The sequence below is a fragment of the Micromonospora sp. IBSANI012 genome, from assembly GCF_052814045.1.
Map to the genome: position 1 here is coordinate 1,037,326 of NZ_CP199933.1, position 19,452 is coordinate 1,056,777.

Annotated in this window: 21 protein-coding genes; 13 read left to right on the forward strand and 8 right to left on the reverse strand. The window is 72.3% G+C overall.

The genetic code is table 11. From position 1 onward, the window contains the following. Nucleotides 1-4: 4 nt before the first annotated feature. From ACTWM8_RS05025 to ACTWM8_RS05070, 10 genes are all read left to right on the forward strand, one after another. Nucleotides 5-1,156: an ABC transporter ATP-binding protein gene (locus ACTWM8_RS05025; RefSeq protein ID WP_446212758.1), complete on the forward strand. Its 1,152-nt coding sequence runs from the start codon at nucleotides 5-7 to the stop codon at nucleotides 1,154-1,156. Beyond that, nucleotides 1,153-2,067, forward strand: a complete 915-nt coding sequence (locus ACTWM8_RS05030; RefSeq protein WP_446212759.1) for an ABC transporter permease — start codon at nucleotides 1,153-1,155, stop codon at nucleotides 2,065-2,067. Before ACTWM8_RS05025 ends, ACTWM8_RS05030 begins: the two co-directional genes overlap by 4 nt. Continuing rightward, the gene (locus tag ACTWM8_RS05035; protein ID WP_446212760.1) at nucleotides 2,067-2,909 is read left to right on the forward strand and encodes an ABC transporter permease; all 843 of its coding nucleotides are present in this window, start codon (nucleotides 2,067-2,069) and stop codon (nucleotides 2,907-2,909) included. The genes ACTWM8_RS05030 and ACTWM8_RS05035 overlap by 1 nt, the downstream gene beginning before the upstream one ends. Continuing rightward, nucleotides 2,906-4,327, forward strand: a complete 1,422-nt coding sequence (locus tag ACTWM8_RS05040; protein ID WP_446212761.1) for an NAD(P)/FAD-dependent oxidoreductase — start codon at nucleotides 2,906-2,908, stop codon at nucleotides 4,325-4,327. Before ACTWM8_RS05035 ends, ACTWM8_RS05040 begins: the two co-directional genes overlap by 4 nt. Beyond that, entirely contained in the window at nucleotides 4,327-5,529 is a 1,203-nt protein-coding gene (locus ACTWM8_RS05045) for a saccharopine dehydrogenase family protein (RefSeq protein ID WP_446212762.1), read from the forward strand. Before ACTWM8_RS05040 ends, ACTWM8_RS05045 begins: the two co-directional genes overlap by 1 nt. Further along, nucleotides 5,526-6,539 (forward strand): agmatinase, encoded by a 1,014-nt coding sequence (gene speB / locus ACTWM8_RS05050; RefSeq protein WP_357610647.1) that lies wholly within the window; start codon nucleotides 5,526-5,528, stop codon nucleotides 6,537-6,539. The genes ACTWM8_RS05045 and speB overlap by 4 nt, the downstream gene beginning before the upstream one ends. 58 nt (nucleotides 6,540-6,597) lie before the next feature. After that, the gene (locus ACTWM8_RS05055; protein ID WP_446212763.1) at nucleotides 6,598-6,957 is read left to right on the forward strand and encodes a hypothetical protein; all 360 of its coding nucleotides are present in this window, start codon (nucleotides 6,598-6,600) and stop codon (nucleotides 6,955-6,957) included. Between the two features lie 152 nt (nucleotides 6,958-7,109). Beyond that, nucleotides 7,110-7,841, forward strand: a complete 732-nt coding sequence (locus ACTWM8_RS05060; protein WP_446212764.1) for a LamG-like jellyroll fold domain-containing protein — start codon at nucleotides 7,110-7,112, stop codon at nucleotides 7,839-7,841. Between the two features lie 127 nt (nucleotides 7,842-7,968). Further along, a complete protein-coding gene (locus ACTWM8_RS05065) occupies nucleotides 7,969-8,364 on the forward strand; it encodes a type II toxin-antitoxin system RelE/ParE family toxin (protein WP_377604299.1) in 396 nt (131 codons plus the stop codon). Continuing rightward, nucleotides 8,361-8,672: a helix-turn-helix domain-containing protein gene (locus tag ACTWM8_RS05070; RefSeq protein ID WP_377604296.1), complete on the forward strand. Its 312-nt coding sequence runs from the start codon at nucleotides 8,361-8,363 to the stop codon at nucleotides 8,670-8,672. Before ACTWM8_RS05065 ends, ACTWM8_RS05070 begins: the two co-directional genes overlap by 4 nt. Before the next feature lie 42 nt (nucleotides 8,673-8,714). On the opposite strand, the gene ACTWM8_RS05075 is transcribed toward ACTWM8_RS05070, so the two are convergent. Genes ACTWM8_RS05075 through ACTWM8_RS05085 form a run of 3 tightly spaced genes read right to left on the reverse strand, consistent with a single transcriptional unit; the run spans nucleotide 8,715 to nucleotide 11,891 of the window. After that, complete coding sequence (locus ACTWM8_RS05075; RefSeq protein ID WP_446212765.1) at nucleotides 8,715-9,062, reverse strand: DUF779 domain-containing protein; 348 nt, start codon at nucleotides 9,060-9,062, stop codon at nucleotides 8,715-8,717. Then, complete coding sequence (gene adh, locus ACTWM8_RS05080) at nucleotides 9,062-10,567, reverse strand: aldehyde dehydrogenase (RefSeq protein ID WP_446212766.1); 1,506 nt, start codon at nucleotides 10,565-10,567, stop codon at nucleotides 9,062-9,064. The genes ACTWM8_RS05075 and adh overlap by 1 nt, the downstream gene beginning before the upstream one ends. A gap of 37 nt (nucleotides 10,568-10,604) precedes the next feature. Further along, complete coding sequence (locus ACTWM8_RS05085) at nucleotides 10,605-11,891, reverse strand: GAF domain-containing protein (protein WP_446212767.1); 1,287 nt, start codon at nucleotides 11,889-11,891, stop codon at nucleotides 10,605-10,607. 139 nt (nucleotides 11,892-12,030) lie between these two features. Between ACTWM8_RS05085 and ACTWM8_RS05090 the strand changes: the two genes are divergently transcribed. From ACTWM8_RS05090 to ACTWM8_RS05100, 3 genes are all read left to right on the forward strand, one after another. Continuing rightward, complete coding sequence (locus ACTWM8_RS05090; RefSeq protein ID WP_446212768.1) at nucleotides 12,031-12,249, forward strand: hypothetical protein; 219 nt, start codon at nucleotides 12,031-12,033, stop codon at nucleotides 12,247-12,249. Between the two features lie 125 nt (nucleotides 12,250-12,374). Then, nucleotides 12,375-13,244, forward strand: a complete 870-nt coding sequence (locus ACTWM8_RS05095) for an SCO6745 family protein (protein ID WP_446212769.1) — start codon at nucleotides 12,375-12,377, stop codon at nucleotides 13,242-13,244. Nucleotides 13,245-13,382: 138 nt separating this feature from the next. Continuing rightward, entirely contained in the window at nucleotides 13,383-14,063 is a 681-nt protein-coding gene (locus tag ACTWM8_RS05100; RefSeq protein WP_446212770.1) for a hypothetical protein, read from the forward strand. A gap of 105 nt (nucleotides 14,064-14,168) precedes the next feature. On the opposite strand, the gene ACTWM8_RS05105 is transcribed toward ACTWM8_RS05100, so the two are convergent. From ACTWM8_RS05105 to ACTWM8_RS05125, 5 genes are all read right to left on the reverse strand, one after another. Then, nucleotides 14,169-15,158, reverse strand: a complete 990-nt coding sequence (locus ACTWM8_RS05105) for a transporter (protein ID WP_446212771.1) — start codon at nucleotides 15,156-15,158, stop codon at nucleotides 14,169-14,171. Further along, a complete protein-coding gene (locus ACTWM8_RS05110) occupies nucleotides 15,155-16,045 on the reverse strand; it encodes an ABC transporter ATP-binding protein (protein WP_446212772.1) in 891 nt (296 codons plus the stop codon). Before ACTWM8_RS05110 ends, ACTWM8_RS05105 begins: the two co-directional genes overlap by 4 nt. A gap of 11 nt (nucleotides 16,046-16,056) precedes the next feature. Further along, entirely contained in the window at nucleotides 16,057-16,473 is a 417-nt protein-coding gene (locus ACTWM8_RS05115) for a GntR family transcriptional regulator (RefSeq protein WP_210774864.1), read from the reverse strand. Between the two features lie 128 nt (nucleotides 16,474-16,601). Beyond that, nucleotides 16,602-17,873, reverse strand: coding sequence for a 4-aminobutyrate--2-oxoglutarate transaminase (gene gabT, locus ACTWM8_RS05120; RefSeq protein WP_088963860.1), 1,272 nt, complete (start codon nucleotides 17,871-17,873; stop codon nucleotides 16,602-16,604). Nucleotides 17,874-17,876: 3 nt separating this feature from the next. Further along, nucleotides 17,877-19,313 carry a gamma-aminobutyraldehyde dehydrogenase gene (locus tag ACTWM8_RS05125; RefSeq protein WP_446212773.1) on the reverse strand — a complete coding sequence of 479 codons (1,437 nt, stop codon included), beginning with the start codon at nucleotides 19,311-19,313 and terminating at the stop codon, nucleotides 17,877-17,879. Nucleotides 19,314-19,452: the final 139 nt, after the last annotated feature.

Below are 19,452 nucleotides of genomic sequence, written 5' to 3' on the forward strand. Positions count from 1 at the left end.
GACGATGGGACACGAGTCACCGGCCGGCGACCTGAGGCTGGCCAACCTCACCAAGCGGTTCGGCGTCTTCACCGCGGTGGACGATCTCAGCCTGACCATCCCGCAGGGCTCGTTCTTCGCCCTGCTCGGGGCGTCCGGCTGCGGCAAGACCACCACCCTGCGGATGATCGCGGGACTGGAGGAACCGACCAGCGGGCAGGTGCTGCTCGGCGACCGGGACATCGCCCGGTTGCGGCCGTACAAGCGGCCGGTGAACACCGTGTTCCAGAGCTACGCGCTATTCCCGCACCTGAACATCTTCGAGAACGTGGCGTTCGGGCTGCGCCGGCGCGGCATCCGCTCGGTCGACGACGAGGTCATGCGGATGCTGTCGCTGGTGCAGCTCGACGACTACGGCAGCCGGCGCCCCGCGCAGCTCTCCGGTGGGCAGCAGCAGCGGGTCGCCCTGGCCCGCGCGCTGATCAACCGCCCGCAGGTGCTGCTGCTCGACGAGCCGCTGGGCGCGCTCGACCTGAAGCTGCGGCGGCAGATGCAGATCGAGCTGAAGCGGATCCAGACCGAGGTCGGGATCACCTTCGTGCACGTCACCCACGACCAGGAGGAGGCCATGACCATGGCCGACACGGTCGCGGTGATGAACGCCGGCCGGATCGAGCAGCTGGGCGCACCGGCCGACATCTACGAGTTCCCGGCCACCGCGTTCGTGGCGAACTTCCTCGGCCAGTCCAACCTGCTCGCCGCCGAGGCCGCGGGCACCGCCGGCACCGAGGTGCCGGTCACCGCCCACGGCGCCCGCTTCTCGGTGCCCGCCGACCGCGCCCGCGCCGACCGGGGCGCGGTCTACCTGGGGGTACGCCCGGAGAAGCTGCATCTGGTCGGCTCCGCCGACCAGATGCCCGGCGGACACCAGCACATCGAGGGTGTGGTCACCGACGCCTCCTACGTGGGCGTCAGCACCCAGTACCTGGTCCGCACCGGCTGGGGGAGCGAGATCTCCGCGTTCGCGGCGAACAGCGGCGCCGGCGGCCAGTTGCCGGTCGGCAGCCGGGTGGTGGCGCACTGGGACCCCCGGCACGCCTTCCTGCTGCCCCGGGAGCCGGGTCAGGACGACAGCACCACCCCGCTGCTCGACGAGCCGGTGGGTGCGGCCTCATGACTGCGCTGGCCCACGTACCGACCCCGTCGGGGCAGGCGGCCGCCGCGCCGCCACCGCCCCGGCAGGTACGGCACCGGCTGCTGCCGTACCTGCTGCTGCTGCCCGGCGCGGCCTGGCTGTTCGTCTTCTTCGGCCTGCCGCTGCTGCAACTGGCCGCAGCCAGCCTCTACGACCCCAGCGGCTCGCTCTCCACCGGGTACGCGCTGACCTGGGCGTTCGGCAACTATCCGGACGCGTTGCAGGCGTACTGGCCGCAGTTCGCCCGCTCCTTCCTCTACGCCGGGATCGCGCTGGTGCTGGCCCTGCTGATGGGCTACCCGCTGGCGTACGCCATCGCGCAGAAGGCCGGCCGGTGGAAGAACCTGCTGCTGGTCTGCGTGGTCGCCCCGATGTTCACCAGCTTCCTGGTGCGCACCCTCGCCTGGAAGACCATCCTGTCGGACAACGGCGCGCTGGTGGGGCTGCTGCGCGACCTGCACCTGCTCGCCCCCGACGGCCGGCTGCTCGCCACCCCGGTCGCGGTGATCCTCGGCCTGACCTACAACTTCCTGCCCTTCCTGGTGCTGCCGCTGTACGCGAGCCTGGAACGGCTGGACTACCGGCTGCTGGAGGCGGCGAGCGACCTGTACGCCAGCCCGGTGCAGGCGTTCCGCCGGGTCACCCTGCCGCTGTCGATGCCCGGCCTGATCGCCGGCACGCTGCTCTTCTTCATCCCGGCCACCGGCGACTACATCAACGCCGAACTGCTCGGCACCCCGAACGAATACATGATCGGTAACGTCATCGACTCGGCGTTCCTGGTCCGGCTGGACTACCCGCAGGGCGCGGCGCTGTCGTTCCTGCTGATGGCGGCGATCCTCGCGGTGGTCTTCGTCTACCTGCGCCGCGCCGGCACGGATGAGGTGGTCTGATGAGGGTCTCCCGTTGGCTGGCCGACCGCTGGGTGATGGGCGTGGCCCTGCTCGTGCTCGGCTACCTCTCCCTGCCGATCCTGGTGGTGGCCGGGCTGTCGTTCAACCGCCCGTCGAGCCGGCTGTCGTACGACTTCCACGAGTTCACCCTGGACAACTGGCGGCAGCCCTGCGCCACCTCCGACATGTGCGATGCGGTGGTCCGCAGCGTGCAGATCGGCTTCATCGCCACCGTCGTCGCCACCGTCATCGGCACCCTGATGGCCTTCGCCCTGGTCCGGCACCGGTTCCGCGGCCGTACCGGGATCAACGTGCTGATCTTCCTGCCGATGGCCACGCCGGAGCTGGTGATGGGCACCTCGCTGCTCGCCCTCTTCGTCGCCGCCGGGGTGCCGCAGGGCTTCTGGACCATCGTCATCGCGCACGTCATGTTCTGCGTGTCGTTCGTGGTGGTGACGGTGAAGGCGCGGCTGGCCGGGATGGACCGGCGGCTGGAGGAGGCCGCGATGGACCTCTACGCCAGCGAGTGGCAGACCTTCCGGCGGATCACCCTGCCGCTGGTGCTGCCCGGCATCGTGGCCGCCGCGCTGCTCGCCTTCTCGCTCAGCTTCGACGACTTCATCATCACGAACTTCAACGCCGGCACCACCGTCACCTTCCCGATGTACGTCTGGGGCGCCGCCCAGCGGGGCATCCCGCCGCAGGTCAACGTGATCGGCACGGCGATGTTCGTGATCGCGCTGCTGCTGGTCGGGGTCAGCTCACTGCGCGGACGGCGGGCCCGGCGCACCGACCTCGCGGTCGCACCGGCGGCCGGCGGGCGGGCGAAGAGCCCGTCATGAACCTCCCGCATACCGGCCGGGCGCTCGCCGACGCGGCGCCCGTGCCCTACTGGCTCGACCGCCCGGAACGGCCCGACCCGCTGCCGCCGCTACACGGTACGCACACGGCCGACCTGCTCGTCGTCGGCGGCGGCTACAGCGGCCTGTGGTCGGCGCTGCTCGCCAAGCGGGACCACCCCGGGCGGGACGTGCTGCTGGTCGAGGCGGGCACCTGCGGCTGGGCGGCGTCCGGGCGCAACGGCGGGTTCTGCGCCGCCTCGCTGACCCACGGGCTGGCCAACGGCGTGGACCGCTTCCCCGGCGAGATCGACGAGCTGGAGCGGCTCGGCCGGGAGAACCTGGCCGCGATCGCGGCGACCGTCGAGGCGTACGGGATCGACTGCGACTTCGCGCGCACCGGCGAGCTGGCGGTGGCGGTCGAGCCGTACCAGCTCGCCGGGTTGGCCGAGGACACCGAGATGGCCCGCCGGTACGGCCACGACGTCCGGCTGCTCGACCGCGACGAGGTGCGCGCCGAGGTGGACTCGCCGACGTACCTCGGTGGGATGTGGGACCGGGACCGGGTGGCCATGCTCGACCCGGCGAGGCTGGCCTGGGGCCTGCGGCGGGCCTGCCTGGAGCTCGGTGTGCGGATCCACGAACACACCCGGGTCACCGGCCTGCGCCGCGACGGCGCCGCTCTGCGGGCGGGGACGGCGGGCGGGCCGGACGGGGCGCCGGGGTCCGTGCGGGCCCGGCAGGTGGTGCTCGCCACCAACGCCTTCCCGCCGCTGCTGCGCCGGCTGCGCGCCTGGCTCGTGCCGGTCTACGACTACGCCCTGATGACCGAGCCGCTGACATCGGCGCAGCGGGACGCCATCGGCTGGCGCAACCGCCAGGGCCTCGCGGACACCGGCAACCAGTTCCACTACTACCGGATCACCGGCGACCAGCGGATCCTCTTCGGCGGCTACGACGCGGTCTACCACTACGGCAACCGGATCGCCCCCGAGCTGGAGCAGAGACCGGCTACCTTCACCGCCCTCGCCGACCACTTCTTCACCACGTTCCCGCAGCTGGAGGGCCTGCGCTTCAGCCACCGCTGGGGCGGGGTGATCGACACCTGCACGCGGTTCTGCCCGTTCTTCGGCACCGCCTACGACGGCCGGCTGGCGTACGCGGCCGGCTACACCGGGCTCGGCGTCGGCGCCACCCGGTTCGGCGCGCGGGTGATGCTCGACCTGCTGAGCGGCGAGGAAACCCCGCTGACCCGGCTCGACCTGGTCCGCAGCACGCCGCTGCCGTTCCCGCCGGAGCCCGTCCGGGCCGCCGGCATCAACCTCACCCGCTGGTCGCTCGCCCGCGCCGACGCGCGCGAGGGCCGGCGCAACGTCTGGCTCCGTACTCTCGATCGTCTTGGTTTGGGGTTTGATTCCTGATGCGCATCCTGCTCGTCGGCGCCGGTGGCGTCGGCTCCGCCGCTGTCGCCATCGCCGCCCGCCGCTCCTTCTTCGAGACCATGGTCGTCGCCGACTACGACCTCGGCCGCGCCGAGCGTGCCGTGGCCCGTCACGGTGACCGGTTCGTCGCCGCCAAGGTGGACGCCTCCTCGGCCGACGCGGTCGCCGCGCTCTGCCGGGAGCACCGGATCACCCACGTGCTCAACGCGGTCGACCCGCGCTTCGTCATGCCGATCTTCGACGGCGCCTTCGCCGCCGGGGCCGACTACCTCGACATGGCCATGTCGCTGTCCCACCCGCACCCGTCCCGCCCCTACGCCGAGACCGGGGTGAAGCTCGGCGACGACCAGTTCGCCGTCGCCGACCGGTGGGCGGCGGCCGGCCGGCTGGCGCTCTGCGGCATCGGCATCGAGCCGGGCCTGTCGGACGTCTTCGCCCGGTACGCCGCCGACGAGCTGTTCGACGAGATCGACGAGATCGGCGTCCGCGACGGCGCGAACCTCACCGTCGACGGCTACGACTTCGCGCCGTCGTTCTCCATCTGGACCACCATCGAGGAGTGCCTGAACCCGCCGGTGATCTGGGAGGCCGACCGGGGCTGGTACACCACCGAGCCGTTCAGCGAGCCGGAGGTCTTCGACTTCCCGGAGGGGATCGGTCCGGTCGAGTGCGTCAACGTCGAGCACGAGGAGGTGCTGCTGATCCCGCGCTGGGTGAAGGCGAAGCGGGTCACCTTCAAGTACGGCCTGGGCGACGAGTTCATCGAGGTGCTGAAGGCCCTGCACAAGGTCGGCCTCGACTCGACCGCTCCGGTCTCCGTCCGGGGCGTCGAGGTGTCGCCCCGGGACGTGGTGGCCGCCAGCCTGCCCGACCCGGCCACCCTGGGCGACCGGATGCGCGGCAAGACCTGCGCCGGCACCTGGGTCACCGGCACCGGCAAGGACGGGCGGCCGCGCGAGGTCTACCTCTACCACGTGGTCGACAACGAGTGGTCCATGCGGGAGTACGGCCACCAGGCCGTCGTCTGGCAGACCGCGGTCAACCCGGTGGTGGCCCTGGAACTGCTCGCCACCGGCGCCTGGTCGGGGACCGGGGTGGTCGGCCCGGAGGCGCTGCCGCCCCGCCCCTTCCTCGACCTGCTCACCGGGTACGGCTCGCCGTGGGGGATCCAGGAGCGATGAACCGCTACGGCCCGATGTACGGCCCCGACGTCACCTTCCTCGGGGTGGACCGCTGCACCCTGGACGACCCGGCGTCGTACGCGGACGCCGACGTCGTCATCGTCGGGGCGCCCTTCGACGGCGGCACCTCGCACCGGCCCGGCACCCGGTTCGGCCCGTCCGCCATCCGGCAGGCCTGCTACCTGCCGCACGACGGCTCCCGCCCGTCCCTGGCGATGCGCGTCGACGGGCTGCGCGACCTGCGCGTCTACGACGCCGGTGACGTGGAGATGTTCTCCGGCGACATCGAGCGGTCGCTGGCGTCGCTGGAGGCCGCCGTGTACGCCGTCGCCGCCGCCGGCGCGATCCCGATCGTCCTCGGCGGGGACCACTCCATCGCCCTGCCCGACGCCACCGGGGTCGCCCGGCAGCACGGGCTCGGTCGGGTGTCGCTGGTGCACTTCGACGCGCACGCCGACACCGGACACATCGAGTTCGGCTCGCTGCACGGGCACGGCCAGCCGATGCGCCGGCTCATCGAGTCCGGCGCGGTACGCGGCGACCGGTTCCTCCAGATCGGCCTGCGCGGCTACTGGCCCGACCCGCCCACCCTGGCGTGGATGGCCGCCCAGCGGATGCGCTCCTACGAGATGACCGAGCTGGTGTCGCGCGGCCTGGACACCTGCCTGTCGGAGGCCTTCACGATCGCGACCGACGAGTGCGAGGGGGTGTTCCTCTCCGTCGACGTGGACGTGGTCGACCCGGGCATGGCACCGGGCACCGGCACCCCCGAGCCGGGCGGCCTGACCTCGCGGCAGCTGCTCGACGCGGTCCGCCGGGTCTGCTACGAGCTGCCCGTGGTCGGGGTGGACGTGGTCGAGGTCGCCCCGCCGTACGACCACGCCGACATCACCGCGTACCTGGGCAACCGGGTGGTCCTGGAGGCGCTGTCGGCCATCGCCCGGCGGCGCCGGGACGCGGCCGGCGGGCCGCCGTGGGATCCGCGACAGCCGCTGCTGGACGGCCGCTGACCGGCGCCCGCACCGGTTCGGGGCACCGGATCCCGCCGGGTACGGCCATAATCGGCCGATGACCGAGACGCTCGCCGAACGGGCCGCACCCCGCCGACCTGACGTGCGGGCGGCCCTGCTGGTCACGCTCGCCTGGTACGGCGCGGTCGTCCTGGCGCTCCTCGGGGGCACGGCCCTGTTCTCCGGGGCCGTTCCGCCAGGGTGCGGCGACGAGTGCACCTCCGACCGGGACAGGTGGCTGCTCTTCGGGCTCTACACCCTGACCCCGGCGCTGTTCCTGGCGGTGCTGGTCAGCCTGGTACTGCTCTGGCTGACGGTCGCCCGTCGGCCGGTGCGGTCCGCCGCGGTGGCCGGCACGCTGTCCGCCGTACCCGTGCTGCTGTTGCTCGGCGGCCTCGTCCTGCTCGTCCTGCGGTAGCCGCCGGCGCTGTCCCGGCGCGCACCCGGGCCCTGAGAGCGATCGATCGGTCGGGCATTGACAGCGGTCGCACGCTTGGTGATCATGTTAGGACGCTGCGGCCGTACGGGGGCCCGCAGCCCAATCCCTGGAGGACCGTCATGGGTCGTGCCATGTCCGCATTCGCCCTGGGTGTCACCGCCCTCGCCGCCGCCGTGCTGGTGGACACCGCACCCGCGTACGCCGCCACCGAGCAGCTGCGGCTGGACTTCGACGCCACGCCGACCGGGCAGGTCGAGCCCGGCCCGTGGACGTCCGGCTGCTTCGCCGACGTCGCCACTCCCGGCGACTCCGGCTGCATCGCGGTGGGCGCCCCGGGCAGCATCTCGCGGGCGAGCCGCCCCAGCGGCACCGGCACCAGCCCGGCGATCGCCTTCCCCGCCTCGGGCAGCGCGGTGATCCAGGTGCCCGACGCCGCCCACCTCAACCCGGGTACCCAGGACTTCACCATCAGCACGCTGGTGAAGGTCACCTCGGGTCAGGTGACCAGCGGGGCGAACCTGATGCAGAAGGGCGTCTTCGCCGACCCGGCGCAGTGGAAGCTCCAGCTCGACAGCGGCAAGCCGGGCTGCCGGATCGCCGGCACGGGCGCCGACGGGGCCGCCTCGCTGCTGCTCACCGCCGACGCCTCCATCGCCGACCAGGGCTGGAAGTTCGTCCAGTGCAAGCGGCGCGGCGACGTGCTCAGCCTGATCGTCGGCGCCGAGACGGTGAAGACCGCGACCGGCGCCACGATGGACATCACCAACGCCGCGAAGGTGAACATCGGCGCCAAGGGCGCCGGGCTGACCAACAACGACCAGTTCCGCGGCGAAATGGACAACGCGGTCTTCAGCATCGGCTGACGGCGCTCGACCTGTGGGCGGGTGCGCGGCGCCCGCCCACAGGCGCGCTCGGGGACGTCGCGCATAGTCGGCCCGACACTGGCGCTATCGGTGACGGCGATTGTTTAGTTCAGGCTATAGTTGGGGGATGGCGGAGCAGACCAACCGGCGCTGGACGGTCCGCGTGACCGGCGAGGTGCGGCAGTGGTTGCGAGACCTGCGGCGTGCCGACCCCGACACGTACCGGCGGGTGAGCGTCGCCGTCGACATGTTGGCGGAGATCGGGCCGGGGCTGGGGCGCCCGCTCGTGGACACTCTCCGGGGGTCCAGCGTCAGCAACCTGAAGGAGCTGCGGCCTCGGTCCGGCCGCGACGTGGCCGTCCGGGTGCTCTTCGTCTTCGACCCGTGGTCCCAGGCGGTGCTGCTGGTGGCGGGCGACAAGGCACACAACTGGACCCGCTGGTACGAGGAGAACATCCCGCTGGCGGAGATCACCTACAAGGCATGGCTCGACCACGAGAGGCAGCGGAGGGGGGAGCAATGACAGAGTTCCATGACTGGAACGACGTCCGGAACGAACTCGGCGACGACGACGCTGAGTACGAGAGGGAGCGTGCCCGTACCGAAGCGTGGGTGAGCGCGTTCCATCTGGCGGAGGAGCGCAAGCGTCTCGGGCTCACCCAGCGTCAGGTGGCGGAGTTGATGGGTGTGACGCCGGGACGGGTCAGCCAGATCGAGAACGGCGACCTCGACGTGAACGAGGTGGCCACCTTGAGCCGTTATGCCAATGCGCTCGGGGCACGGCTGCGCATCATCTTCGACTACGGCAACGATCTGCGTCAGATTGCCTGACCAGCAGCGGTCCCGCCGTCCCCGGCGGGACCGCTGCTCGGCTCAGGTGGCGAGCCGGGAACGGATGAGGAAACGGACCCCGTCCGGCGCCTCCAGCGAGAACCCGCTGCCCCGCCCCGGCACCACGTCGACCGTCAACCTCGTGTGCTTCCACAACTCCCACTGCGCCGACGACATCCAGAACTCGACCGGCTCGGGCACCCCGTCGACAGCGAGCGACGCCAGCAGGACGTCCGACGATCCGGTGCGGAACTCGCCGGCCGGGTAGCACATCGGGGCGCTGCCGTCGCAGCAGCCGCCGGACTGGTGGAACATCAGCGGCCCGTGCCGCTCCCGCAGCGACCGGAGCACCTCGGCCGCCGCGGGGGTCACGGTCACGGTGGCGGCCATCAGAAGAAGCCGAGCTTCTTGGTGGAGTAGCTGACCAGCAGGTTCTTGGTCTGCTGGTAGTGCTCGAGCATCATCTTGTGGTTCTCCCGCCCGATGCCGGACTGCTTGTACCCGCCGAACGCGGCGTGCGCCGGGTACGCGTGGTAGCAGTTCGTCCAGACCCGCCCGGCCTGGATCGACCGCCCCGCCCGGTACGCGGTGTTCATGTCCCGGGTCCACACGCCCGCGCCCAGCCCGTACAGGGTGTCGTTGGCGATCTTCACGGCGTCGTCCAGGTCGGCGAAGGAGGTCACCGAGACCACCGGGCCGAAGATCTCCTCCTGGAAGATCCGCATCGAGTTGTCGCCCTCGAAGATGGTTGGTTCAACGTAGTATCCGCCCGACAAGTCGCCGCCCAAATCCGCCCGTGATCCTCCGGTCAGTACCCGAGCGCCCTCCTGGCGGCCGATGTCCAGGTAGGACAGGATCTTCTCCAGCTGGTCGTTGGAGGCCTGCGCGCCGACCATCGTGTCGGTGTCCAGCGGGTGACCCTGCACGATCCGGCCGGTCCGCTCCACCGCCGCGGCGAGGAAGTCCGAGTAGTGGCCCTGCTGGATCAGCGCCCGGGACGGGCAGGTGCAGACCTCGCCCTGGTTGAGGGCGAACATGGTGAAGCCTTCGAGCGCCTTGTCCAGGAAGTCGTCGGAGGCGGCGCTGACGTCGTCGAAGAAGATGTTCGGGCTCTTGCCGCCCAGCTCCAGGGTGACGGGTTTGATGTTCTCGCTGGCGTACTGCATGATCAGCCGCCCGGTGGTGGTCTCGCCGGTGAACGCCACCTTCGCCACCCGGGGTGACGAGGCCAGCGGCTTGCCCGCCTCGACGCCGAAGCCGTTGACGACGTTGACCACGCCCGGCGGGAGCAGGTCGGCGACGAGCGACAGCAGGTAGTGGATCGACGCCGGGGTCTGCTCGGCGGGCTTGAGCACCACCGCGTTGCCGGCGGCGAGCGCCGGGGCGAGCTTCCAGACCGCCATCAGGATCGGGAAGTTCCACGGGATGATCTGCCCGACCACGCCGAGCGGCTCGTGGAAGTGGTACGCCACGGTGTCGTCGTCGATCTCGCCGAGGCTGCCCTCCTGGGCCCGGATCGCGCCGGCGAAGTACCGGAAGTGGTCGATCGCCAGCGGGATGTCGGCGGCCAGCGTCTCCCGTACCGGCTTGCCGTTCTCCCAGGTCTCGGCGATGGCGAGGGATTCCAGGTTCTCCTGCATCCGGTCGGCGATCTTGTTGAGGATCAGCGACCGTTCGGCGACCGAGGTGCGTCCCCAGGCGTCGGCGGCGCCGTGCGCGGCGTCGAGCGCCTTCTCGACGTCCTCGGTGGTGCCCCGGGCCACCTCGCAGAAGGTCTGACCGGTCACCGGGGTGGGGTTCTCGAAGTACTGCCCGCCGTGCGGCTTGACGTACTCGCCGCCGATGAAGTGGTCGTAGCGGGACTGCCAGTGGGTGGGGGCGTCGTAGCGCGTCATGGGTACCTCCGCCGTCGTCAGGGGTGATGGCGGGACGTTAGTTTCCGCGACGTTGCAGCGACGTTGCGCGCGGAAGGTCGTACTCGGCGGAGAGCTGGCCGATGCGGGCCAGGGCGAGCGGCCGGCGTGGCGCGCCCGGCGGCAACGCCCGTGCCAGGGCCTGCCAGCCGGTGAGGTCGTCGGCGCCGGCGGGCGTCGCGGTCCAGGCCGCGAGCAGCGCCGGGTCGCCGGCGGCCAGCACGGCGGCGCGCAGCTGCCCGTCGACCAGCCGGCGCAGTCGGGCCACTCCCGGCGCGTCGGAGGCGGGCAGCAACGGCCCCGGGTACGCCCGGAGCGCGCCCGCCGCGTCGCCGCGTTCCAGCAGCTCGCCGACGGTACGGAAGTCGGCGCGCACGGTGCCGCGCAGCCGGTACGGGCGGGAGTCGAGCAGTTCGGGGCCGAGCGCGCGGCGCAGCCGGGACAGCTCGGCGCGCAGGGTGACCGGGTGCAGCCGGTCGTCGCCGTAGAGGTCGAGGCCGAGCTGTTCGCCGGTGCGTCCCTCGGGGTGGTCGAGCAGCAGCACCAGCAGTTCGCTGTGCCGGCGGCCGAGCCGGACGCGCCGCCCGCCGACGCGCAGCTCGGCCTCGTCCCGGCCGAGGGCGGCCACCGAGATGACGTCGGGTTCGGCCGGCGCGGCGCTGGCCAGGAACGCCTCGGCGGCCCGCGCGGTGGCCCGGACCAGGGCGAGGCTCTGTGGGGTGGCGAGGTGGTCGCCACCGGTGATGTCGATGGCGCCGAGCAGCCGGCCGGTGGGGTCGTGGATGGGTGCCGCGGCGCAGGTCCAGCGCTGCACCGGGCGGACGAAGTGCTCGGTGGCGAAGATCTGCACGCTGTGGTCGACGGCGAGGGCGGTGCCGGGGGCGTTGGTGCCGGCGTGGGCCTCGTCCCAGCGGGCGCCGGGGACGAAGTTCATCCGTTCGGCGTGCCGGAGCACCCCCGGATGCCCCTCCACCCAGAGCAGCCGCCCGCCGGCGTCGCAGACCGCCATCAGGTGCGCGCCGTCGTCGGCGATGCCGCCGAGCAGGTCGCGGAAGAGCGGCAGCACCCGGGCGAGGGGGTGGGCGGCGCGGTAGCTCTCCAGCGCGTCGTCGATGAGGTCGACCGGGGCGGTGGCCTCCGGGTCGAGCAGTGCGCCGGCCGACCGCCGCCAGGACGCGGCGACCACGTCGCGGACCCGGGGCGGCAGGTCGCCGGCGGTGAGGAACGCTTCGTGGGCGGCACCGACCTGCGCGATCCGCTCGGCCGGATCGGCACCGAATTCCAGGGCGAGCCACGGGTCGGCCATCGGCGACCTCCTCGCGCCCATCGTGACGCAGCCCACCCCTGATCGCCAATACCGGTTGCCGCGCCGATCGGCGCCGGCCATCCTGGTGCCTCGGTCGTCCCCGCAAGGGCGCGGCGTCGTGAGTGGAGAAGGGGCGGTCGTGATGGTCGGGACGAGGGAACGGATGCTGGTGCAGCTCCAGCTGGTCAGCGGCGACCGCCACCTGGTGGCCTGGGTGCGCGACGACCGCCGGGTACGCGTCGGCGTGGAGCTGTCGCTGCGCGACCACGCCGAGCCGGACCGGTTCTGGCGGGTGGTCGCCAAGGGCGAGCCGCGCGCGGCCGGCGAGATCCACCGCGGCTGGCACAACGACATCTGACCTTCCGCGTGGGCCCGGGTTCTCCCGGGCCCACGCCTTTCCGCAGAACTTGTCATTGACAAGTTGATGGGCCCGGGCGCAAACTTGACGACGACAAGATGAGCGGTCCGGTCGGGGAGGTCGGGATGGAACCCACGATGGTGCGGCGGTTGTGGCAGCTGGTCGAGCCCGTGCACGCGCTGGTCTACTACGCGCCGGAGCTCACCGAGGAGGCCGCGGCGCTCGGCCTGGCGACCGACGAGCGGTGGCCCGGCTACTTCGCGCTGCGCTCCGCCCCGCTGGGCGCGGCCGGCCCCGAACTGGTGACAGCCACCTACTACAGCTTCAGCCCCCGGATGGTCGCCGAGTACGTCCCGGCGATCTGGTCGGTCGCCGACCCGGCCAAGGTGCTCGACGCGCGACTGTCCGGCGTGGACCGCGCGCTGCGTGCCCTGCTCGGCGACCGGGTCAACTCGCCCGAGCTGGCCGAGGCGGCCGCGCTGGCCCGCCGGGCCGCCGAGGCCGCCGACCTGGCCGGGCGTCCGCTGGCCGCCGCCAACGCCGACCTGCCCTGGCCGGACGCCCCGCACCTGGCGCTCTGGCAGGCCGCCACCGTCCTGCGCGAGCACCGCGGCGACGGGCACGTGGCGGCACTGCTCACCGCCGGCCTCGACCCGACCGAGGCGCTGGTCTCCTTCGCCGCCGTGGGCGCCGCGCCGGTCGAGGTCTTCGCCAGCCGCCGCTGGTCGGCGCAGGAGTGGACCGCCGCCCGGGACCGGCTCGCCGGCCGCGGGCTGGTGGACGCCGACGGGCTGGCCACCGACGCCGGGCGCCGGCTGCGCGACGAGGTGGAGCGGCGTACGGACGAGCTGGCCGCCGCCCCGTGGCGGGCCCTCGGCCCGGCCGTCGGGCGGCTCGCCCAACTCCTCGCGCCGGTCACCCGGGCGGTGGTCGCCAGCGGGATGCTCCCGACGCAGAGCACACTCGGAATCCGCCGGGACGCGCCCGCTTCGTGACGATCGGTAGCGGCGTCGGCGTCTCCGCGTCACCAAATCGGCCTTCCGGAAGCTCTCCTGCCAGAACCGCTGAACCGCGCAGCGCTCCCACGCCGTACCAGGCGGCGTACGGAGATCACCGGACGACGGGAGACAAAGGTGCAGCGCAAGCACGTGTTGGCGGCAGGGGTGGCGGCGGTCGCCGCAGCGGTGGTGGCGGTCGGGACCGGGTTCGGCTTCGCCGACACCACCCCCGCCCGGCAGAGCGACTGCCAGGGCTCGGTGACGTTCTCGGCCGAGGGCGGAGCGCCCGCCGCGACCAGCGACCGGTTCCCGGTGGGCACCCGGCTGCGGGTGACCAACCTGGACAACAACCGGGCGGCGACCGTGACGGTGACCGGCCCGTCCGGGAGCTGCGTGCTGCTGAACGCGGCTGCGATGGAGCTGGTCCGGGAACCGGGCAAGAACGTGATCCGGCGCAACCTGGTCGAGCGCCTGGACGGTGCCGCCGCGCAGCCCGGGGGAGCGACCCAGCCGGGCGGTCAGACCCGGCCGGGCAACACGCAGCCACCGGCGCAGCCGGGTGGCGCGCCTGCGGCGAGCGTCTGCGCCGGTGCGATCACCTTCTCCGCCGAGGGCGGGGCGCCCGCCGCGACCAGCGGGCAGTTCCCGGTCGGTACCCGGCTGCGGGTGACCAACCTGGACAACAGCAAGGTGGTCACGGTGACGGTGACCGGCCCGTCGGGCAGTTGCGTGCTGCTCAACGCCGCCGCGATGGACGCGATCCGGGAGCCCGGCAAAAACCTGGTGCGCCGCAACACCGTCGAACTGCTCCGCTGACCCGCCGCCCGTCCGTCGGGCGGCGCCCGGCGACGGAGTGCAACACCATGGGTGTCACGGGCCTGCCGTGACACCCATGGTGATGTGCCCAGCCCGACCGCCGGGTCAGGCGAGGCGGCGGATGCGGCGGAGAGCCAGGTAGAGCAGGAGCGCGGCCAGGGCGACGAAGATGCCGGTCTCGATGCCCTGGAACAGCCAGAACCGGCTCCCCGGCTGGTACAGCTGCCAGTTGTAGGCGCCGGGGCCGAACTCGGTGACCGCCCGGCAGGCCTTGCCGCCGGGGCCGGTGGCGTCCGGGGGGCAGGCGGCCTGGGCGCCGGGCAGCACCAGTTCGCCGGCGGCGTTGCGGATGCCCCGGTCGACGATCCAGTCGCCGGGCGCCCCGCCCGGCTCGCCGGTGGTCCCCTCGATCGCGACGGTGCGGGTCCGCAGCGGCAGGTAGTGCGGCCGGGCCAGCACGGTCAGCGCGATCCGCAGACCGGCGAACCCGACGAGGGTGACCGTCATCGCGGTCAGCATCCGCGGCCAGAACACCCCGGCGAAGATGCCCAGCGCGACCGCGAAGAGCGTGTAGCCGATCGGGACGGCGCCCTGCATGTCGAAGAAGAAGACGTCGAAGCGGCTCTGCTGCCCGGCCCGGCTCAGCGGCTCGGCCCACCAGGACATGCCCAGCCCGTAGGCCACCGCCGCGACCGCGGTGAACCCGACGACGAACGCGAACTTCACCAGCGCCCACCGGCGGCGGCTGACGCCCTGGGTCCAGACGAACCGGTGGGTGCCCTGCTCGACCTCGCGGGCCACCAGCGGGGCACCCCAGAACAGGCCCACGAGCAGGGGCAGGACGAGGAACAGCACCCCCAGCACGGCCACCGAATCGAACTGGTTGGTGAACTCGTTGAAGGCCCGGTGGCACGGTTCGGCCCGCTCGGGCGGCGCTGCGGCGCTCAGCACCCGTACGCACTCGGCCAGGCCCTTGTCGGCGTACGCCGCGCGCATCGCCAGCCCGGTGGGGATCATCAGGGCGGCGAGGACGACCAGCCCCGCGCCGGTGAACAGCGCCTGCCGGCGGTGCTGGCGCCAGGTCAGCCAGATCATGCCGGCACCTCCCATGCGGTGTGGCTGGCCGGCGTCTCGCCGTCGGCGAGATAGGCCAGGATCAGGTCCTCCAGGGTGACGTCCTGCTCCGTCCAGTCCGGATCGTGGACGGGGCCGTCGGCGCGCACCAGCAGGGTGGACTGGCGCGCCGTGTGGCTGGCCCGCACGACCGCGGTGACGCCGGGGATCGGCGCGCCGTCGTGCCGGGGGCCCACCAGCCGGCGGTGCCCCTCGACCAGCTCGTCCACCGGGCCCACGAGTTGCACCCGGGCGGCGTTCAGCACCACCAGGTAGTCACAGACCCGTTCGAGGTCGGCCAGCAGGTGGGAGGAGAGCAGCACGGTGGTCTCCGACTCGGCGACGCTGCCCATCAGCGACTGGAGGAACTCGCGTCGGGCCAGCGGGTCGAGGCTGGCGACCGGCTCGTCGAGCAGCAGCAGTAGGGGCCGTTTCGCCAGTGCGAGCGCCAGTGCGACCTGCGCGCGTTGCCCGCCGGAGAGCTTGCCGACCCGCAGGTTGGGCGGGATGCCGAGCTGGGCCAGCCGGTTGCGGGCCAGCGCGCCGTCCCAGCGCCGGTTCAACCGGCCGCCGAGGGCTACCAGCTCGGCGGCGGTGAAGTCGCGGTAGAGCGGGGTGTCCTGGGCGACGAACCCGATCTCGGGCAGCAGCTCCGGGTTGTCGTACGGCGACTCGCCGAAGATCCGTACGGCGCCGGCGTCGGGTCGGAGCAGCCCCACCGCCAGGTGCAGCAGGGTGCTCTTGCCGGCGCCGTTGGGCCCGACTAGGGCGGCGATCCGCCCGGCCGGCAGGTGCAGCGAGCAGTCTCGCAGCGCCCAGGTCTTCCCGTAGCGTTTGCCCAGCCCCTGGGCCTCCAGGGCGATCTCCATCTGGTGTCCTCTCATCGTGCCGGGGCGGTCTTCGTGCCTTCGGTGTCAGCGGTGAGGGCGGCCCGCATGGTGGTCTCGACGAGGGCGGTGACGTCCTCGGGGGTCAGTCCGGCCGCGCGGGCGCGGTGCAGCCACGCCACCAGCTCCTCGCGCAGTTCGGCCTGGTTGGGCAGGGACGTGCCGGCGAGCGTGCGCCGGACGAAGGTGCCCACCCCCGGGCGACCCTCGACCAGGCCCTCGATTTCCAGCTCCCGGTACGCCTTCAACACCGTGTTCGGGTTGATGGCCAGGGACTGGGCGACGTCGCGGACCTTCGGCAGTTGGTCACCGGGCGTCAGCAGGCCCACCCGCAGGGACTGTTTGACCTGCTGGACCAGCTGCACGTACGTGTTCACCTTGGACCTGCCGTCCAGCACGAACTCGATCACCCAGTCGCCCTTCCATTGTCCTACGACAGTAGGACTATAGGACAGGATCGGGCGTCCGGTGGACCTGTGACACGAAAAAGCGCCACGGGTGTCGTCGACACCCGTGGCGCTCTCTGCCAGACGGTGGCTCAGCCGAAGGCGGCGTCCAGGATGTCCAGACCCCGGGCCAGCTCGTCGTCGGAGATGACCAGCGGCGGGAGGAAGCGCAACACGTTGCCGTACGTACCGCAGGTCAGGGTGAGCAGGCCGGCGGCGTGGCAGGCCGCCGAGATCGCCGCCGCGGCGGCCGGGTCCGGGACGAGGGTGCCCGGCTGCACCAGCTCCACGGCGAGCATCGCGCCCCGGCCGCGTACCTCGGCGATGCGCGGGTCACGCTCGGCGATGGTGCGCAGCCGCGCCGCCATCACCGTCTCGATCCGCTGCGCCGCGCAGGTCAGGTCCAGCTCCCGCATGGTCTCGATGCTGGCCAGCGCCGCCGCGCAGGCGATCGGGTTGCCGCCGTAGGTGCCGCCGAGGCCGCCGACGTGCACCGCGTCCATCAGCTCCGCCCGGCCGGTCACCGCCGCCAGCGGCAGCCCGCCGGCGATGCCCTTGGCCAGGGTGATCAGATCCGGCACGACCTCCTCGTGCTCGCAGGCGAACCACTGCCCCGTCCGGCAGAACCCGGTCTGGATCTCGTCGGCGACGAAGACCACCCCGGCCGCCGTCGCCCACTCCCGCAGCGCCGGCAGGAACCCCGCCGCGGGTACGACGAAACCGCCCTCGCCCTGGATCGGCTCGATCAGCAGCGCGGCGACGTTCTCCGCGCCGACCTGCTTCTCCACCATCTCGATGGCCCGGGCCGCCGCCTCGGCGCCGGACAGGCCCCCGTCGCGCAGCGGGTACGACATCGGCACCCGGTAGATCTCCCCGGCGAACGGCCCGAACCGGTGCTTGTACGGCATGTTCTTCGCGGTCAGCGCCATGGTCAGGTTGGTCCGACCGTGGTACGCGTGGTCGAAGACCACCACCGCCGGCCGCCCGGTCGCGTGCCGAGCGATCTTGACGGCGTTCTCCACCGCCTCGGCGCCGGAGTTGAACAGCGCCGAGCGCTTCTCGAAGTCCCCCGGGGTGATCGCGTTGAGCTGCTCGCAGACCGCCACGTACGACTCGTACGGGGCGACCATGAAGCAGGTGTGGGTGAAGCGCTCGACCTGCGCCTTCACCGCCTCGACCACGCGGGGCGCGGAGTTGCCCACGTTGGCGACCGCGATGCCCGCCGCGAAGTCGATCCACTGCCGGCCCTCGACGTCGGTGATGGTGCCGCCGCCGGCGTGATCCACGTAGGACGAGATGGTGCTGCCGACGCCCCGGGCCACCGCCGCGCCGCGCCGCTTGTGCAGTTCCTCTGACGACGTCACTGGTCAGCCCTCGATGTTGTGCATGACGTGCTTGATCCGGGTGTAGTCCTCCAGGCTGTAGACCGAGAGGTCCTTGCCGTGCCCGGAGTGCTTGAAGCCGCCGTGCGGCATCTCTGAGACGAACGGGATGTGGGTGTTCACCCAGACGCAGCCGAAGTCGAGCCGCCGGGTCATCCGCATCGCCCGGCCGTGGTCCTTGGTCCAGACCGAGGCGGACAGGCCGTAGTCGACGCCGTTGGCCCAGCGCACCGCCTCGTCCTCGTCGGAGAAGCGCTGCACGGTGATGACCGGCCCGAACACCTCGTCCTGGATGATCTCGTCGGCCTGCCGTACCCCGGAGACGACGGTCGGGGCGTAGAAGTAGCCGCGCTCCCCGAGCCGGGAGCCGCCGGTCTCCACGCTGGCGTGGTCCGGCAGCCGGTCGACGAAACCGCTGACCCGGGCCAGCTGGTTGGCGTTGTTCAGCGGGCCGTAGAGCACGTCCTCGTCGTCCGGCGCGCCGGTCTTCGTGTTGCGGGCCTGCTCGGCCAGCGCCGCCACGAAGTCGTCGTACACGCCGGGGCCGGCGAGCACCCGGGTGGCGGCGGTGCAGTCCTGGCCGGCGTTGAAGTAGCCGCCGACCGCGATCGCCTCGGCCGCCGCCGCGACGTCCGCGTCGTCGAAGAGCACCACCGGGGCCTTGCCGCCCAGCTCCAGGTGGGTCCGCTTGAGGTCCGGCGCGGCGGCGGAGGCGACCTCCATGCCCGCGCGGGTCGAGCCGGTGATCGACACCAGCTGCGGGGTCGGGTGCGAGACGAGGGTACGACCGGTGTCCCGGTCGCCGCAGACCACGTTGAACACGCCCGGCGGGAAGAACTCCGACGCGATCTCGGCCAGCAGCAGCGTCGACACCGGGGTGGTGTCGGACGGCTTGAGCACCACCGTGTTGCCGGCGGCGAGGGCCGGGGCGATCTTCCAGACCGCCATCATCAGCGGGTAGTTCCAGGGCGTCACCTGGGCGCAGACGCCGATCGGCTCGCGCCGCACGTACGAGGTGTGCCCGGCCATGTACTCGCCGGCCGAGCGGCCTTCGAGCAGCCGGGCGGCGCCGGCGAAGAAGCGGAACTGGTCCACCGCCGGCGGCAGCTCCTCGTCGGCGGTGAGCTGGCGCGGCTTGCCGGTGTTGCGCACCTCGGCGTCGACCAGCTCGGCGGCGCGTGCCTCGACGGCGTCGGCGAGCTTGAGCATCGCCTTCTGCCGCTCGCCGGGGGTGGTGTCCCGCCAGGTCTCGAAGGCGGTGGCGGCGGCCTTCATCGCCGCGTCCACGTCCGCCGCGCCGGAGACGGGGGCCTGGGCGAAGACCTCACCGGTGCACGGGTCGATCAGGTCGGCGTAGCCGCCGTCCGCCGGTTCGACGTACTGGCCGTTGACGAAGTTGCGCAGCTGCTGCTGGTCGCTCATGAGGATGTCTCCGAGGGGTGGCCGGGAGTCTGGTCGCGGAGGTATTCGGAATCTCGCTGCCATCTTCGCTACTGAATTCGCGGCAGACAAGGCCTGTGGCGACTGTTTCCGTGCGGGCGGTCGTCGTCTACGCTGCCGA